The organism is Streptomyces caelestis, from assembly GCF_001279005.1.
Classification (GTDB): domain Bacteria; phylum Actinomycetota; class Actinomycetes; order Streptomycetales; family Streptomycetaceae; genus Streptomyces; species Streptomyces heliomycini.
Genome location: NZ_LGCN01000234.1, coordinates 21,119 through 38,025 on the forward strand (window position 1 = coordinate 21,119; position 16,907 = coordinate 38,025).

Annotated in this window: 10 protein-coding genes and 2 pseudogenes; 6 read left to right on the forward strand and 6 right to left on the reverse strand. The window is 71.7% G+C overall.

Annotated elements, in window-relative coordinates:
• Positions 1 to 152: 152 nt before the first annotated feature.
• Together ADK41_RS30745 and ADK41_RS30750 are read left to right on the forward strand one after the other, a co-directional pair.
• Positions 153 to 1,502, forward strand: a complete 1,350-nt coding sequence (locus ADK41_RS30745; RefSeq protein WP_106979604.1) for an oxygenase MpaB family protein — start codon at positions 153 to 155, stop codon at positions 1,500 to 1,502.
• 231 nt (positions 1,503 to 1,733) lie between these two features.
• Positions 1,734 to 2,789, forward strand: coding sequence for a hypothetical protein (locus ADK41_RS30750; protein WP_030835882.1), 1,056 nt, complete (start codon positions 1,734 to 1,736; stop codon positions 2,787 to 2,789).
• A 107-nt stretch (positions 2,790 to 2,896) separates the two neighbouring features.
• On the opposite strand, the gene ADK41_RS30755 is transcribed toward ADK41_RS30750, so the two are convergent.
• The 4 genes and pseudogenes from ADK41_RS30755 to ADK41_RS44365 form a co-directional block, all read right to left on the reverse strand.
• Entirely contained in the window at positions 2,897 to 3,298 is a 402-nt protein-coding gene (locus ADK41_RS30755; RefSeq protein ID WP_234319146.1) for a transposase, read from the reverse strand.
• Positions 3,299 to 3,383: 85 nt separating this feature from the next.
• Positions 3,384 to 3,497 (reverse strand): annotated as a pseudogene (locus ADK41_RS44360) (transposase); the annotation flags it as partial.
• A gap of 84 nt (positions 3,498 to 3,581) precedes the next feature.
• On the reverse strand, positions 3,582 to 4,922 hold the full coding sequence (locus tag ADK41_RS30760) for an endonuclease domain-containing protein (RefSeq protein WP_030835884.1): 1,341 nt from the start codon (positions 4,920 to 4,922) through the stop codon (positions 3,582 to 3,584).
• Positions 4,919 to 6,017 (reverse strand): annotated as a pseudogene (locus ADK41_RS44365) (winged helix-turn-helix domain-containing protein). Before ADK41_RS44365 ends, ADK41_RS30760 begins: the two are co-directional and overlap by 4 nt.
• A gap of 175 nt (positions 6,018 to 6,192) precedes the next feature.
• Here ADK41_RS44365 and ADK41_RS30775 point away from each other — a divergent pair.
• Both ADK41_RS30775 and ADK41_RS30780 read left to right on the forward strand, forming a co-directional pair.
• Entirely contained in the window at positions 6,193 to 6,852 is a 660-nt protein-coding gene (locus tag ADK41_RS30775) for a formylglycine-generating enzyme family protein (protein WP_030835888.1), read from the forward strand.
• Between the two features lie 1,129 nt (positions 6,853 to 7,981).
• A complete protein-coding gene (locus ADK41_RS30780; RefSeq protein ID WP_199822423.1) occupies positions 7,982 to 10,726 on the forward strand; it encodes a hypothetical protein in 2,745 nt (914 codons plus the stop codon).
• Positions 10,727 to 11,318: 592 nt separating this feature from the next.
• Here ADK41_RS30780 and ADK41_RS30785 read toward each other — a convergent pair.
• The gene (locus tag ADK41_RS30785; RefSeq protein ID WP_051843614.1) at positions 11,319 to 12,017 is read right to left on the reverse strand and encodes a FadR/GntR family transcriptional regulator; all 699 of its coding nucleotides are present in this window, start codon (positions 12,015 to 12,017) and stop codon (positions 11,319 to 11,321) included.
• Between the two features lie 144 nt (positions 12,018 to 12,161).
• Between ADK41_RS30785 and ADK41_RS30790 the strand changes: the two genes are divergently transcribed.
• Positions 12,162 to 13,898 carry an IlvD/Edd family dehydratase gene (locus ADK41_RS30790; RefSeq protein ID WP_030835892.1) on the forward strand — a complete coding sequence of 579 codons (1,737 nt, stop codon included), beginning with the start codon at positions 12,162 to 12,164 and terminating at the stop codon, positions 13,896 to 13,898.
• 46 nt (positions 13,899 to 13,944) lie between these two features.
• Positions 13,945 to 15,132, forward strand: coding sequence for a fumarylacetoacetate hydrolase family protein (locus ADK41_RS30795; RefSeq protein ID WP_030835894.1), 1,188 nt, complete (start codon positions 13,945 to 13,947; stop codon positions 15,130 to 15,132).
• 77 nt (positions 15,133 to 15,209) lie between these two features.
• Here ADK41_RS30795 and ADK41_RS30800 read toward each other — a convergent pair.
• A partial coding sequence (locus ADK41_RS30800; protein ID WP_030835896.1) for a glycoside hydrolase family 3 C-terminal domain-containing protein occupies positions 15,210 to 16,907 on the reverse strand: 1,698 nt, incomplete at its 5' end.

Genomic DNA, 16,907 nt, shown 5'->3' on the forward strand with positions numbered 1-16,907 from the left:
TCGTGACGACCGCAGACAGCCCTCAGTCCCCCACCGCCGGCGCCGGTACAGGAGATCACGGAACCGGGGGTCGCGACTTCGGAGGGGAACCCCTGTTCGGTCCTGGCTCACAGTTCCACACGCTCTTCAACGATCCGCGCTGGGCGTTGGCCATGATTCGGGCGACCGTGCTCGAGGCCGCGCACCCGCAGATCGGCGCCGCCCTGATCGAGAACTCCACCTTCGTCGTCCATCCCTGGCGGCGACTGGGCAACACCTTCATGAGCCTGCGGCGGATGTTCGGTGCCGACGACCACGTACGGCAGAGGGAGGCGACCCGGCTCAACCGCATGCACGCACGGTTGCACGGCACCGACGCACGAGACCGGCCCTATGACGCGATGGACCCGGCTGTGCGTGCCTGGGTAGTGGCAACCATGTTCGAAAGCGCCGTCACCATGTGCCGGCTCAGCGGACAGCCCCTCGAGCAGAAGACCATGGAGCAGCTGTATGCCGAATTCCAGGCCTTCCTGGCCGCGATGGGCGACGGCGCCGGCCATCTGCCGCACGGCCTGGACGAGTTCTGGCCCTACTACGACCGGGTGATCGCCGAGGAACTGGAGAACACCGAGGCGATGCGGATCATCCTCTACAAGCTCTTCGACCACCTCCCCGCACCACCCGTGCTGAACGGCTTTCCCGCACTATGGGCGACCGGCCGAGCCCTCGCCGGCCCGGTCGTCGGAGCGATCACCGTGGCGTCCCTGCCGGAACCGTTCCGGCGACGAGCCGGTCTGCCCGAGATCGCGGGAGTCCAGACCCTGATGCAAGGTGCCTACCTGGCGGCCGGACTGGCCCGGTTCCTGCCCGAAGGATGGATCAAGGCCGAGAGCATCGCCGAGTTGGTGACGCTCTCCCCCGACAGCGACGATCCCCGCGCGCGGACGATCGCCGCCCTGCGCGATCAGATGAAGCGGGCCGGCGCCCTCATGCGTCTCATCACCCCGTTACCCGCGGAACCGGAACCCGCAACGGCCACCACGGCACAACGCAGCGCGGAGGAGTTCTTCACGGACGTCCTGGACCAGACCGGGGACGGATACCTGGACTGGCCCGACCTCGCCGCCATGGCCCGCGAACTCTCCAGCCGCCTCGACCTGGACGAACCCGAGGAAACCAGGCTCTACAACGCCTACGCCGACTGGTGGCGCGAACTCCAGACGGCCCTCGACGCCGACGGCGACGGCCGCATCAGCGCCCGCGAGTACGCCGCCGCCGTTCCTTCGCTGGCCGGTCCCGCACTGATCAGGGTCGCCGAAGTCCTCTTCGACGTGACCGACAAGAATGGCGACCAGCACATCGACGCGGACGAGTACCGAGCCCTGTTCCGGACCGCGTTCCACCGCGACACCACCAAAACCGGCGAGACGTACAGCCGCAGCGCGTTCATCAACGACTTCCTGTCCTTCATGTCCGCACGCCGGCGCACCAGCCCCTACGACCCGCTCATCGCCGAAGCGTGACCGCCCGGACAGGCGACCGGCCGAAGACGACGCCTCCCGGCACACGGTCACTGGCACAGCGGCCGTGCCCTACGCTCGGCCCGCCCATGGCACGGTGGCTCGAGGTATCGCCCTTCGCGGTCAGGTGAGCTTTTAAGGCTCTGCGAGAGCGGCTCGCGTTCCTCCGGGGTGCTCCCACGGGTGACGGCGCTTTCGGTGCCCTTTCACCTCGCGTATGGAAATGTCGGGGCCATGGCCGACATGTCCCATGATGCCCACGCCCAGCCGCCGACGCGCGGGCAGCGGTGGTCCGAGTTCCGGCAGACGGCGTGGTGGCCGGCCCTCGTGCTGGTGCTCATCCTGGCGGCTGCGGCCGGGCTCTTCGCCGGCTCGTACACCTATTCCATGGCCGATCCGACGCCGCGCTCGATCCCCACGGCCGTGGTCGGATCGTACGAGCAGGCCCGCGGGCAGGCCTTTCTGGACGGCCTGGAGAAGGCGTTGAACGCGTCCGTGAAGGTGCACGTGTACGACAGTGTCGCCGGGGCCCGTCAGGCCATGGACGAGCAGGAGGTTTTCGCGATCTTCGATATCCGTGACGACGGGAGGACCGCGGTCCTTGACCTGTCGGGTGCTTCCGGGGCCTCGGTCGCGGAGGTGCTGGCCGACACGGCGCCGGCCGTGGGGAAGGAAACCGGCGTCGAGGTCACCGTCCGGGACCTCAATCCGCTCCAGGAGGGTGACCCCCGCGGACTGGCGATCTTCTACATCTCGCTGGCCGCCGTCATCGTCGGCTTCGTCGGGGCGATCCAGCTCAGTGTGCACGCACGGTCCCTGACGCCGTTCGAACGCATTCTGTTCACCCTCGCCTACGCGCTGCTCGGCGGATTCGCCATCGCCGCGACCGTGGACTGGCTGCTCGGCGCGCTCGACCTGCCGTTCGTGGAGTCGTGGCTGATCCTGGCGCTCACCCTGTTCGCCAGCGGCATGGTTTTCACCATGTTCAACACCTTGTTCGGGCGCTGGGCGATGCTGCCGACGTGGGGGCTGATGATCCTGCTGGGCAACCCCTCGTCCGGCGGCGCGGTGTCCTGGCCGCTGCTGCCGTCCCCGCTGGGCGAGATCGGCAAGTGGCTGCCGCCCGGCGCCTCGGTCAACGCGCAGCACACGGCGGTGTACTTCCAGGGGCACCAGCACGCGTTCCCCTTCCTGGTGCTGGGCGGATGGGCCCTGCTGTCGTGTGTGGTCTTCTGGATCTGGCGGCACCGGCATCCCGGCGGTCGCGAGCGCCGTCCGACGCACACCTGAGAAGGCGTCTCACGTGGTGGGTTCTGCGGGCTTCTTGTGGCAGGTCGGGGCTGCCGCGAGCCCGAGGGAGGCCAGGAGGTGGCTGCCCTTCCGCTCGTACCGGACGGTCAGGCGGCGGTAGTCGAAAAGCCATGAGATCGACCGTTCGGTCTTCCGGCGGCGCCGGCCGAGTCGCTCGCCGGACTCGATGCCGGCCGGGCGATGCGCGGGACGATGTCCCGCTCGCGCAGCCGCTTCAGCCTCTCGGCGGAGTGGTACGCCTTGTCCGCGCGGAGTCCGCCGGGGCGGCGCCTTCGCGGGCCGCGCCGGGAGCGGGTGACGGGGACGCCCAGGACCAGCGGCAGCAGCGCCTGGCTGTCGTGAACGTGGGCGCCGGACACGCCAAGCGCGAGAGGCGGCCCCCGCCCGTCGGACAGGACGTGCGGTTTGCTGCCCTTCCTGCCCCGGTCGACCGGATTGCGCCCGGTCGGCGATCCCCCCTTTTTCGCGCGGACGGAGGCCGCGTCCATGATGGCCGGGGCCCGGTCCACCTCGCCGCGGGCGCCGAGCTCGTCCGGAGCGGCCCGGTGCGGCCCGGTGCGGCCGCCGCCACAGCCCGTCCTCGGTCCACGCGGAGAACCGGCGATGGACGGCGGCCGACGGGACACCGAACGTCTCCGGCAGGTGCCGCCGGGCACAGCCGCTGGTCAGCACGTACACCACGGTCACGTCCGCCGGGGTGATGTACCGACGGCTACTCGGTGATCCCGTTCCTGTCCGGCCGGTGTCGGGGTCGGGTCTGTCGTTGTCGGCTCAGAAAAGCGCCAGGCCCTCGCTGCCGGTGTCCGCGACGACGGGCCGGATCCGGGTGGGGAGGTCGTCCAGGCGGTCGGGTCCGGCCTCGGCCGCCACGGCGGGGACGGTCTCGGCCAGCCAGGTGCGAAACCGCTCGGCGGCTTCGCGGTAGGGGACGTGCGCCAGGACACGGTGCTCGCCGGAGGGGCACAGGTCGACGGCGACGGTGAACCGGCAGGAGCCGGGCGCGTGGTGGCCGCCGGTCCAGGACACGCGCAGCGCGCCGCAGGGTTTGCGCCCGCGGGAGCTGCCGGGGTCGCGGTGGGTCGGGCGCAGTGGTCGGCAGGCTGTGTGGGCGGTCCATGCGGCGAGGTGGGGCAGGGGCAGGGTGGTGCGTGCGCGGCAGCCGGGACAGCGGTGCCAGTGGCGGAGCCAGTCGGCGGTGTGGGTGTGGAAGAGGCGCCTGTAGTGGTCGGCCACGCGGATGTGGTTGCTGTAGAGGTGGTCGGGGCGTTCCTGGGTGTTGCAGGACTGGCAGAGGGGGGCACGGACGTAGCCGTGTTCGTGGCAGTGGTCCAGTACGGCGGCGGGTGCGGTGCGGCAGACGGCGCACGCCCACCCGGCCACCTTGCGGGAGGTGCCGGGTTTCCTGCTGAGTACCGAGTACAGGTGGCCTTTCAGTTCCTCGTTGTACGGGCGCAGCGGGGCGGCCGGGCGGTCGGGACCCGTCGTCTGCGGGATGTCGACGGTTCGGGCCTGTCGGTGGTGGGAGGGCGGCTCGGTGACGGTTGTGCCTGTCCGGCGGGTCCGTACGGCTTGCAGCCACCGCGTTTCGGTGTGCTCGGCCGCGTCCAGCAGCCTGACCACAGCGCGCGGCAGCCACCATGCTCGCGTCGTGCGGTCGCGGGTCTGTTCCACGAGCATCCGTCGCCAGTCGATCCCCGCCAGATGGCAGAGACGGCCGTCAGCCCGCTCGGGTTCGTCCCGTTCCTGCAGTTCCCGGGCGATGCGCCGGCGCCATCGCAGTGGCGTTTCCTCAGGGTGTTCCTGCTTCGCCCCGTCACGGAACGGACCGATGCGGACCAGGTCCCGGCGGTCCATCGCCATCGCGTTCAGCTCCGCCGCCGCCCGGCGCACCTCGGCCTCCACGACACTCCACCGGCCACCGCCGGCCTCCACCGTCGCCACCACACAGCCGCCGAGCAGGACGTAGCCCGCCCGAGCACGGGCAGGAAAGCCGGTGAACGCCGCAGAAGCCGTCGGCACGGCCCTTCCTGCCGTCAAACCGGCCCACAGAGCGTCCGCGGCACCCAGAGTGATCAGACCGCCCGCACGGCTCGGAGTGACACGTTCTGTCATACCGACAGGCTACTGACTTCGGCTCGTCGGGGTGACGCCGGTCCGTCGAGGATCAGGCCGGTTCCCGCTATGAAGCCGTCGAGGGTGCCGGACCGGTGCTGCAGGCGCTTGAGCCGGTTGCGTACAAGGACTTCGAGCCGGTCGAGGGCGAGGGCGGCGAGGTCGGTCGGGCTGCGTTCGACGTGTGCCCATACCCGCTCGACGGGGTCGAGGTCGGGTGAGCAGGCGGGCGGGAGGAACACCGTCAGCCATGCACGCTCGGCGATCAGCTTGCCCATGGTGCGGGAGACGTGGGTGTTCAGCCGGTCTCGGACCAGCACGACGGGCGCCCTGACGAGCCGGTGGACGCCGTCGAGCAGCGCGACGAAGTCACGCTCGCCCATGCTGCGGCGCGTGCTGCTGCCCGCTCGGTGGGTGCGCAGGCGGTGGCACAGCCGGGTCCGGGGGCCGGACCGCATGGCGATCGGTCCGGCCACGGACAGGCGTCCCGAGCGGCGGCCTCTCACCGTCACGCGCCGGCCCCAGGTGCGTCCTCGGGGCGGCCGACGACGGGTGAACGCGGCTTCGTCCTCGAAGCAGAGGTGGCCCTCGCAGGCCACCCGGGCTCTTTCACCTCCGCCCGGGCCGCCTCCTTCCACGCGGTGACGGCCCTCTCGTCGCGCTCGGCGACCCTGCGTGCGGGGACCTGCGGACTGAAGCCGAGCCGGTGCATCAGCCGCGTCGCGCCCGAGACGCTGCAGGAGACGTGGGACCTCCTGCCGATCGGCGTGGCCACCCGCGCCGCCGTCCACACCTGGTCCTCCACCCGGCCGTGCGCGGCCGGGCCCTGCTCCGGATACACGGCCAGTTCCTCCGGACAGCGCGGCGGCAGACGGCACCGCGACCCGCTCGGACCACGGGAGGCCGGCGCCTGGGCACCGCCGTCCCGCCGCACTTGGTGCCCCACTGACAGGCCGATCTCCGGCTCACCCGCAGACGCCGTGCGACCTCGATCGGCTTGATCTCCTGCTCGAGCAGTTCGGCCGCCTGCATCCGCACCGACTCCCGACGCCGGCGTCCCGCAGCGGTCAGCGCGCCCCCAGCCGCGTATCTCACACACCACGGGACACAGCCACCGCCCCAGCCCGTCAGGGACTTCGCCGAGGTTCACCCTGACGAGCCGAAGTCAGTAGGAAGTCGGTCCGGCTCCACCGCTGATCGGAAGGATCGGCAGAGCGGTGGCAGGACGCCGGTAGGGTGGCCTGTTGTGGACGCGGGGGCAGGAAACGAGATGGTTGCGGTCCCGTCGGGACAGGTGACGCTGTCGGACCGGCGGACGCAGAGCAGTTGGCCGGTCGAGGTCGCGCCGTTTCAGATGTCGGCGTTCCCGGTCACGCAGTCCTGGTACGCACGCATCGCAGGCCGACGGCCGAGTAGCGCCCGGGGCGAGCGGCTGCCGGTCGAGGGCGTTTCGTGGTGGGACGCGGTCCAGTTCTGCAACGCTTTGTCCCGATGCGAAGGGCTGACGACCGCGTATCGCCTGTGCGTCGACGCCGAGACGGCCGAATGGGACACCTCCGCAGACGGATATCGGTTGCCGACCGAGGCCGAATGGGAGCACGCCTGCCGTGCGGGCACTACTGGCCCGCGGTACGGCCGGCTCGACGACGTCGCCTGGTACCAGGGCAATTCCGACGGACGGATCCACTCTGTCGGCGGCAAGCAGCCCAACGCATGGGGCCTGTACGACATGCTGGGCAATGTGTGGGACTGGTGCTGGGACGTCTACGACGCCGAGGTGTACGGGGCCTACCGGGTGCTCCGTGGTGGCGGATGGGCCGACGAGCACTGGAGCTGCCGGGCGTCGGTGCGGCGGCGCAGCCACCCGACCTTCCGGATCGACGACGTGGGATTTCGCATCGCGCGCTCCGCACCACTGCCTCGGCCGTGACAGCGGTCGTGCGACATACCCTCTTCGGAGTGAATGCACTGCTCCGTCCGCCTGACGACGGCAGGGTTTGTGCGTCGATCACGGTCATGTCGGAGGCCGTGTCACTTGATCACGGTCGTGTGGGGATGCCGGGAGGGGTTCGTCGCGGACGGAGCTGTCGCAGCGGGCTCTGGCGGAGAAGTACGGAGTGCATCGCCGGACGGTGCGACAGGCCCTGTTGTCCGCTGTTACGCCGCCGCGGAAGAGACCAGCACCGCGGGCCACGGTCCTGGCCCCGGCCAGGCCATGGATCGACGAGATGCCGCGGGAAGGCTCGACCGGCAGCCGCAGTTGGCACGAAGCGTCGATGCGACTCGATGGAGCAGCCCTCTGACGTGCCTCAGCTGCTGCGGCGCCGAGATCCCGCATCGTGATAGCGCCACCAGTACAGCACCATGCAGTCATCGGGCCATGGGGCATCCCTTTCGCCCCGGCGCTCGAAGACGTCGCGTTCGAGGTCGACGGGGCGCCGGTGCGGATCCAAAGGCTCGGCGTCCCGAGGCGTCCGGACCTCGGCCACGAATCGTTCCTCGGATGCGCCGAACTGCTCAGCTTGATTCCGTCGGGGACCTTGATGGTTGAGGTCAACTGCCAAGGATTCGCCGGCGCAGGCGGCCCGCCGCGTCACGGTAATGGTTCTGCACCACGATCCGCCGCAGCGCCTCGGCCTGCGGGCCGGGCCGGTAGCCCGATCCGTGCCGGTGGAGGTGCTCAAGCAGCCGACAGGCGTCATCGCCTGCGACTGGTGGACAACGCGTACGAGCGGACGGGTGTGCCTCTGCTTGATCACGGCCATGGGACCGAACCGCTCCTGTCCCAAGAACCGCCAGCGCGGGTGAAACCGACTTCCGCCCGGTGATCCGGTTCGTGTTCGAGGACGTGGAAGCCGGCATGCTTCGCGACGACGTGTCGGAGAGTGATCAACTGCACTGGCTTGATCACATCGCTCGCCCGCCATGACGTCTCCTCACGGACAACCCGCGGAAGCCTCCCCCCGTCCTAGGTGACGCGAGGGGCGCCCGAGACCGACGGGACGTCTGCGCACGGGGTTTTGAGGAGAGGACCATTGATCCGTGCCCGGCGAATATGTGTGACCGCCGTGGCGGTACTGGCGGCCCTGGCGGGCTCGCCCGGACCGGCACAGGCCGAACAGTCCTACGAATCGGGTCCGTCGAGCACGACGGACGACAATCCCCTTCCGCCGGGGTGGCGGATCGACGGGGAGGGTGGGACGCGTGAGCTGGTCTGGCGTACGCAGAAGGCCGTGCCCATGGGCGATGCGCGGGTCGAGTTCCGTACCGGGGACAGGCTGCTCGGGGCGCCGAAGCCGGCGAGGGACGGGAGGACCTTCCGGCTCGCCCTCGGCGGGACACCGCCCGAACAGCTGACGAACCTCCACGTGACGGCCGCGGGGCGCCGGCTGGACGCGGCGGCCGACGACACGCACAGGTCCGGTTCGCGCATGGCACGGATGCCCGCGCAGGCTCAGGCGAACGCCGTTGATCCGGGTAGACCCGGCTCGTACCACACGATCGCCGGGGAGTACGACCTCGACCCGGTGCGCCTGCCCGGGTTCGACACCCCGGTGGAGATGACCGCCGAGGTGGTGGCGCCGAAGGATGCCACCGGCAGTCGGCCGCTCGCGCTGTTCCTGCACGGCCGCCACGCCACCTGTTACAAACCGGGCTCCGAGGACGACGTGACCGGCGACTGGCCCTGCGCGGACGGCTACAAGCCGGTCCCGAGCTACCTGGGCTACCTGCGCGACCAGCAACTGCTGGCCTCTCAGGGCTATGTGACGGTGTCGATCTCGGCGAACGGCATCAACGCCCAGGACTGGGAGGCCGAGGACGCCGGCGCGCAGGCGCGTTCGTCGCTGGTCCGGCAGCATCTCGCCCGCTGGGCCGACTGGACCGCCCATCGCTCCTCCGCCCCGGCCGTCGTACGCGAAGCGGCACAAGCAGACCTCTCCCGTGTCCTGCTCGTCGGCCACTCACGCGGTGGCGAGGGCGTCAACCGGGCGGCCATGGACAGCCTCTACCCGCCACCGGCCGGCGAGGACGGCCATCGGGGCCCGGTGCGCTGGAAGGTACGCGGGACCGTGCTCATCGGACCGACGATCTTCGGCCAGAACCCGGTCGCCGACGTGCCGTCCGTGACGCTGCTTCCGGGCTGCGACGGCGACGTGTCGGACCTGCAGGGCGAGAACTTCGTCGACGGGACGCGCGGGATCAGCCGGGGCACGGCCCTGCACAGCGCGGTCTACATGGTCGGGGCCAACCACAACTACTTCAACAGCGAGTGGACCCCGGGTGAGGCCGTCGCACCGGCCGAGGACGACTTCGGGAACGACCCGGAGCAGCCGGACCCGGTGTGCGCGCCGGGTGCCGCACCCCGGCTCACCGCCGCCCAGCAGCACAAGGCGGGCGCCACGTACATCGCCGCCGCGGCCCGGCTCTTCCTCGGCGGGGACGATCGGGTGCGTCCGCTGCTCGACGGTTCCGGCAGGCGGGCCCCGTCCGCGGACCCGGCCCGGGTGCTGACTCACGCGGTCGGCGGCCGTCGCAGCGGTGGTTTCCTGCCGGACGGCGGGGTGAAGGTGACCGGAGCCCGGCTGTGTTCGGCGATCGACCCCGACCCGGCCGTGGCCTGTCTGGCCCCGGAGACCCCCGGATCGTCACCGCACTTCGCGTGGTGGGAGACGGAACAGGAGACCGGCCGCAACGCGGTGGACGTGAAGTGGTCCGCGCCGGGCACGACCGCGCGCATCACTCCGGCCGAGCCGCTCTCCCTCCGCGGCTCCCAGAAGCTCGCGCTCCGGGTCTTCGTACCACCGAACACGACCGGCACGAAGTTCGACGTGTCCGTCGCCGACTCCTCCGACCGTCGGGTGACGCTGGGCTCGGTCCGGGTGGACGGGCTCCCGGGCTCCGCGAACACCGCCTCCTACTGGGCTCAGGAGCTGCGCGTCCCGCTGTCGGCCGCGACCCGGGCCGGGCTCGATCTCAGGCATGTCAAGCACCTTGATCTGACGCCCCGTTCGCAGTCCGGTCAGGCCTGGCTGATGGACGCCTGGGGCTGGGCGCCCGGCACTTCGGCGGTGAAGGCGGCCGCACTGCCGCGTGTCGACGTGGGCCGCACGACCGTCGAGGAGGGCGACTCGGGCACCCGCACCTACCGGGTACCCGTCGAGATCTCCGGGCACGGCAGCGGGCAGGTCCGCGTGTACGTCCTCGACCCGGACAGCGGCCGGGCCGAGAACCGCCTCGTGACCGTACGGCCCGGCAGCGACGCGATCGACGTGCCGGTCGAGGTGAAGGGCGACACGGTCTACGGCTACGACGTAGGGCACGACATCGCCGTCAAGGCCGTCCACAATGCCGTCGTCGGCAAGCACCGGGGCGGGATCACCGTCGAGAACGACGACCCCGAGCCGGTGATCACCCTGTCGCCGGTAGCGGACCGGGTGACCGAGGGAGAGACGCTGACCTGGCGGTTGTCCGTGGATGCGCCCGTGGCGGTGGACATCTGGCAGCCGGTTCGGGTGCTTCCGGTCACCGAGGGCGCCGAGCTGTCCACCAAGGACGTGGACCCGCAGTGGCTCATGGAATGGTCCGGTGACATGCCCGATCCCGAGCGGCCGCTGTCCGACGCGAACCTGTGGGTGTGGTTGAACATCCCGCCCGGGAGCACCGGCGCGGACTTCGTCGTGCCGATCGTGCGGGACCAGGTGGCCGAGCCGACCGAGTCGATGCGCCTCGCATTGACCGACGACAACGCCGAGCCGCTGCCCGATGGGCCGGTGCTGACGGGAACGGTGCTCGACAAGCCGTAAGCACGATGTACGAGGGCTCGTGCGCACCCTCGTGTGCGGGGTCCGGCCTGTCCGGACCCCGCGGTCCTCCGCGGCGACGGCCCCAACCCCCGTCACGCGCTGGAGGAGAGCAGTGCCGACCGTGCGGCCGGCACGGGACGCTTCTGGACACGGGCCTTTGCCGGATGCGCCGTGTGGCCCGCGGTCGTCGCCGATGGCCACGACGGCCCGTGGAACACGCCGACGGCGCACCCTCCACCCCTCTCTCCCCCGCCCGGGCCATGGCCGGGAAACCGGCAACGTCCGTCTGCTCGCCCACCACGGACACGGGCACACCGCGCTGTTCAGCACCAGCGGCTGGGGGTCCAGGCCCGCGGGAGCCGCTGTCCCGTCGACGGCACCCTCCCGCCGCCAGGAGTGACGTGCGAGCGGGACACTTCCCCGTTCGGCACGCCCGGGCCGACCGGCGGAGCCACCACCGGCGGGGGCGGTACGGCAGGCCCCGTCTCCTGAGCGCCACGACCGGGTGACCCGGGGCCGGGCCACCCGGTCGTGGCGGCGCCCGTGGACGGCGGTGGTTCCCGTGACACTGCGGGGTCGCAGCCGTGACGGGTCACACGGCGTCGCTCGGCATTCCGGGTGACCGGGCGATCTCCTGTTCGGCGGCTTCGATGACGGCCAGCACGGCGGCCGCGGCGGCCGCGGGATCGCGGGCCTCGACGGCCCGTACGACGGCGCGGTGGCCCGGCAGCGAGGCTTCCACCGCGCCCGCGGTCCGGGTGCTGACGACGAAGCTGTGCTCCAGCGCGATCTCGACGGCGCGGCCCAGTGAGCCGAGGAGACGGTTGCCGCCGGCGTCGAGCAGGGCCCGGTGGAAGGCGATGTCGGCCTCGACGTAGCCGCCGCGGCCGGGGGACGCCGCCGCGGCCTCCATGGCGGCCAGGGCGTCGTACAGGACGCGCACGTCGTCGGGCCCGGCCCGCTCGGCAGCGAGCCGGGCCGCCTCGGGCTCGACGATCCGCCGCAGTTCGCCCGTGTCGCGCAGCAGGGCCGCGGCGTCCCCGGCCTGTTTCCAGCGCAGTACGTCGCGGTCCAGGTGGTTCCAGTGCTCCGGGGGCAGCACGCGCGTGCCGGTGCGCGGCCGTACGTGCAGCATCCCCTTGGCCACCAGCGACTTGACCGCCTCTCGCAACACCCCCCGGCTGACGCCGATCCCGGCCGCGAGTACGTCCTCGACCGGTAGCGCGTCCCCCGGCTCCCACGCGCCGCCCACGATGCGCCGCCCGAGCTCGTCGACCACGCGCTGGTGCATGGTCGGGAAGTACGCCGCGATCTCCGCTCACCCCCTGGACGCCATTCATCGAATCATTTAATGATTGACCCCCAGGGTAGCGGACCCGCACCCGACGACGCCGCATCGCGCAGCGGACGACGCCAAAGCCATGGGAGTGTCCACATGACCGACGGTAGGAGGACGAACCGCCGCAGTCAGGCATGGTTCGGCGCACAGGGCCGCAGCGGGATGCTGTACCGCTCCTGGATGCGCAACCAGGGGTTCGGGCACGAGGTGTTCGACGGGCGTCCCGTCATCGGCGTCGCGACCAGTGCCTCCGAACTCGCGCCGTGCAACGCCCATCTGACACGCGTCGCCGAGGCCGTCAAGCGCGGGGTGTGGCAGGCGGGCGGCCTGCCGCTGCAGTTCCCCACCATGGCCACCGGCGAGACCCTGATGCGCCCCACCGCCATGCTGTACCGCAACCTCATGGCCATGGAGGTCGAGGAGCTGATCCGGGCCAACCCGCTCGACGGTGTCGTGCTGCTGTCCGGCTGCGACAAGACGACCCCCGCCATGCTCATGGGCGCCGCCAGCGTCGACCTGCCCGCCGTCATGGTCACCGGCGGGCCGATGCTCAACGGCAAGTACCGGGGCCAGGACGTGGGATCCGGCACCCATGTGTGGAAGTTCGAGGAAGACCTGAAGACCGGCCGGATGACCGAGGAGGAGTGCTTCTTCGCGGAAGGCTGCATGGCCCGCTCCAACGGGCACTGCATGACGATGGGGACCGCCTCGACGATGGCCTGCGTGGCCGAGGCGCTCGGCATGCAGCTGCCGGGCTCGGCGGCGTGGCCCGCGGTCGACTCCCGGCGGATGGAGACCGCGCAGGCGGCGGGACGGCGCATCGTGGGGATGGTGGAGGAGGAGCTTCGGCCCTCGCGGATCCTGACGCGGGAGGCGTTCGAGAACGCCATCCGGGTCAACGCGGCCATCGGCGGTTCCACGAACGCCGTCATCCATCTCACCGCCCTCGCCGGACGCGTCGGCGTCGAGCTGAGCCTGCGGGACTTCGACGACCTGGTCCGCGCGGTGCCGACCCTGGTCAACCTGATGCCCAGCGGCACGTACCTCATGGAGGACTTCTGCTACGCGGGCGGGCTGCCCGCCGTCATGGCCGAACTGCTCGGCGGCGAGCTGCTGCACGGAGGGCCGGTCACGGTCACCGGACGCACTGTCGCCGAGAACACCGAGCACGCCGAGCGGGTCGGCTCCGACGTCATCACCGCCCTCGACGCCCCCTTCCAGCCGGCCGGCACCGGAATCGCCGTCCTGAGCGGCAACCTGTGCCCCGACGGCGCCGTGATCAAGCAGTCCGCCGCGTCACCGCACCTGCTCACCCACCGCGGCCCCGCCCGTGTCTTCGACTCCCCCGAGGCCTATCACGAGGTCGCCGACGATCCGGAACTCGACATCGACGAGAACACCGTCATCGTCATCCGCAACGCCGGCCCCCGGGGCTACCCCGGCATGCCCGAGGTCTCCAACGTCCCGCTGCCCGCCAAGCTGCTGAAGGCCGGCGTCACGGACATGGTGCGCGTCTGCGACGGCCGGATGAGCGGCACCGGCTACGGAACGGTGGTCCTCCACGTGGCGCCCGAGGCCGCCGTCGGCGGACCGCTCGCCCTGGTGCGCGACGGGGACCCCGTCGTCCTCGACGTCCCGAACCGCGCCCTGCGCCTGGACGTGGACGACGCCGAGCTCGCGCGGCGCCGGCAGGAGTGGACGCCGCCCGCCGAGCGGTACACCGGCGGCTACACCTGGCTCTACACCCGGCACGTGGAACAGGCCGACCGGGGCGCCGACTTCGGGTTCCTGCGCGGAAGCCGCGGACACGAGGTCCCCCGCGACTCCCACTGAGCCCGCCCCCGGCGGCCGCCCCCTCGCAACCAGGAGAGCATCGATCGTGGAATCGGCAGCAGAGCGTCCCCGTCCGGTCCTCACCGCCGGCTCCGTCCTGCCGGAGGACGCCGATCGGGCCGCCCTCGTCGCGCGCGTCCACGACCCGGAAGGGGACGGACCGTGCGTGGCCGCGGTCCGTGGCGAGCACGTCGTCGACCTGACGGCCCTCGCTCCCACCGTCTCCGACCTCATGGAACGCGACGACGCGGCGGCGGTCGTCCGGGAGGCCGACGGCGGACGCGCCTGGCGTCTGGACGACCTGCTGCAGGCACCGCCCGGCCGCCGTGACGTGCCGCATCTGCTCGCCCCCGTCGACCTCCAGGTGATCAAGGCCGCGGGGGTCACCTTCGCCCGGAGCCTGCTGGAACGCGTCATTGAAGAACGTACGGGCGGCGATCCGGCGCAGGCCGCGAGGGTACGGGCCCGTGTCGGGCAGGTGGTGGGCGGCAGACTCGACGGCATCCGTCCGGGATCGCCGGAGGCGGCCAGGGCCAAGGAACTGCTCGTTTCGGAAGGACTGTGGTCGCAGTACCTGGAGGTCGGGATCGGTCCGGACCCGGAGGTGTTCACCAAGGCCCCCGTGATGTCCGCGGTCGGCACCGGCGCCGACATCGGGGTTCTCGGCGCCTCCGTGTGGAACAACCCCGAGCCCGAAGCCGTCCTCGTCGTGGACTCGCGCGGCCGGGTGCGCGGCGCGACGCTCGGCAACGACGTCAACCTCCGCGACATCGAGGGACGCAGCGCCCTGCTGCTGTCCCGTGCGAAGGACAACAACGCCTCCTGCGCGATCGGCCCGTTCGTCCGCGTACTCGACGAGGACTTCGGCCTCGACGCCGTACGCGGGCTCGACATCGGCCTGCGGATCGACGGCACGGACGGCTACGTCCTGCGGGGCAGCAGTTCCTTGCGCGAGATCAGCCGCGACGTGCTGGACCTGGTGGCCGCCACACACGGCGCGCACCATCAGTACCCGGACGGTTTCGCGCTGTTCACGGGCACGTTGTTCGCCCCCACCGAGGACCGGCAGGCGCCCGGCGCGGGCTTCACCCACGAGTACGGCGACGTCGTACGGATCTCCAGCCCGCGACTCGGCGAGCTGGTCAACACCGTCGTCCCCAGCGAGGAGGCCGCGCCGTGGACGTTCGGAGTGGGAGCGCTGATGCGCAGCCTCGCCCGCCGCGGCGTGCTGTGAGACGACCACCCGCCCGGCCCCGCGGCCCGGTGTGCGCGGCGCCGCCGCTGTGGTGACGTGCGCCGCGCACACCTGGTTCACGCCGGGGCGACCGGCTCCTGCAGGATCGTGGCGTGCAGGCGCCGCGTGTGATCCACGTGGCGCTCGGCTCCGGTCAACGCGACCCTGGCCGTCAGGCGCGGATCCGCGCTGGAGGCGGCGAACCTCACCTCCAGCTCACCCGGTTCGACGACGCGCCGGCCGTCGCGGCCGGTGAAGGAGGCGAGGTCGGCCGGGACCGTGACGCTCAGACGCCGGGCCTCGCCCGGCTCCAGTGCGACCCGGGTGTAACCGACGAGGCGCTGCACCGGCTGGACGACGGAGGCGACCGGGTCGTGCAGATAGAGTTGGACGACCTCGGTCCCGGACCGCCCGCCGGTGTTGCGGACGGTGAAGGCGAGGGCGAACTCGCCGTCCGTCGGAGCCTCCTGGACCTCCACGGCCAGGTCGTTCCAGTCGAACCGCGTGTAGGACAGCCCGTGGCCGAAGGCGAACGCGGGGGTCGGGTCGATGTTGGACACCGCGCCGGCGTGCGCGAGCCGCGCCCCGAGGTACGTGCCCGGCTGGGATCCCGGCCCGCGCGGCACGCCGACCGGGAGACGTCCGGAGGGATTGACACGGCCGCTGAGCACCCCGGCGATCGCATGCGTGCCCTCCTCGCCCGGGAAGAAGGACTGCACGATCGCCGCGGACTCCTCCACGGCGCGGCCGAGGGCGTACGGTCGTCCGGCCAGCAGCACGGTGACCACGGGTGTCTCGAGGTCGAGCAGGGTGTCGAGGAGGTGCTGCTGGGCGCCGGGCAGGGCGAGGGACTCCGCGTCGCAGCCCTCGCCGCTGGTGCCCCGCCCGAAGAGTCCGGCGCGGTCGCCGAGCACCAGCAGGGCGACGTCGGCCTCGCGTGCCAACCGGACGGCCTCGCGGAGGCCGCAGAGGTCCCCGTCGTCGATGCCGGTGCCGCGGGCGACCGTGATCTCGGCGTCGGGGAACTCGGCGGCCAGGGTCTCGCGCAGGGTGGGCAGCTCGATGCCGAGGGGGGTCCCCGGGTGGCGGACGCCGATGTGCTGGGGGAAGGAGTAGCAGCCCAGTACGGCGACGGGTTCGTCGGCGTTGGGGCCGATCAGCGCGATGCGGCGCGGCCTCTCGAACGGCAGGGTGCCGTCGTTGCTCAGCAGCACGACCGCTTCCTCGGCGAGCGTGCGGGCCAGGGCGCGGTTTTGCGGACCGTCCAGGTCGATCCGGCCGCGCAGGGCGTCGGGGTCGTCCGGGTCCGCCCCGTCGAGCGCCGCCGGCACGGGGTTCCAGTCCGGGTCGAGCAGGCCGAGTGCCACTTTCTGGGCGAGTACCCGACGCACGGCGCGATCGACCAGCGCCTCGGGGACGCGGCCGTCGGCTACGGCCTCGGCGAGCGGCGCGCCGAACGTCTTGACGTTGGGCAGTTCGACGTCGACGCCCGCGTGCAGCGCCGTGCCGGCGGCGCCCGCCCAGTCGGCCGCGACGCCGTGCAGGGTCTTCAGGAAGGCGATGGCGAAGTAGTCGGCGACGACGGTGCCGTCGAAGCCCCAGGTGTCGCGGAGCAGTCCGGTCAACAGGTCCTCGTCGGCCGCGGCGGGCACGCCGTCGGTGTCGGTGTAGGCGTTCATCACGGAGCGGGCGCCGCCCTCGCGGACCGCCATCTCGAACGGCGGCAGCAGGACGTCGGCCCGTTCGCGGGCGCCCATGGGGGCGGGGGCGAGGTT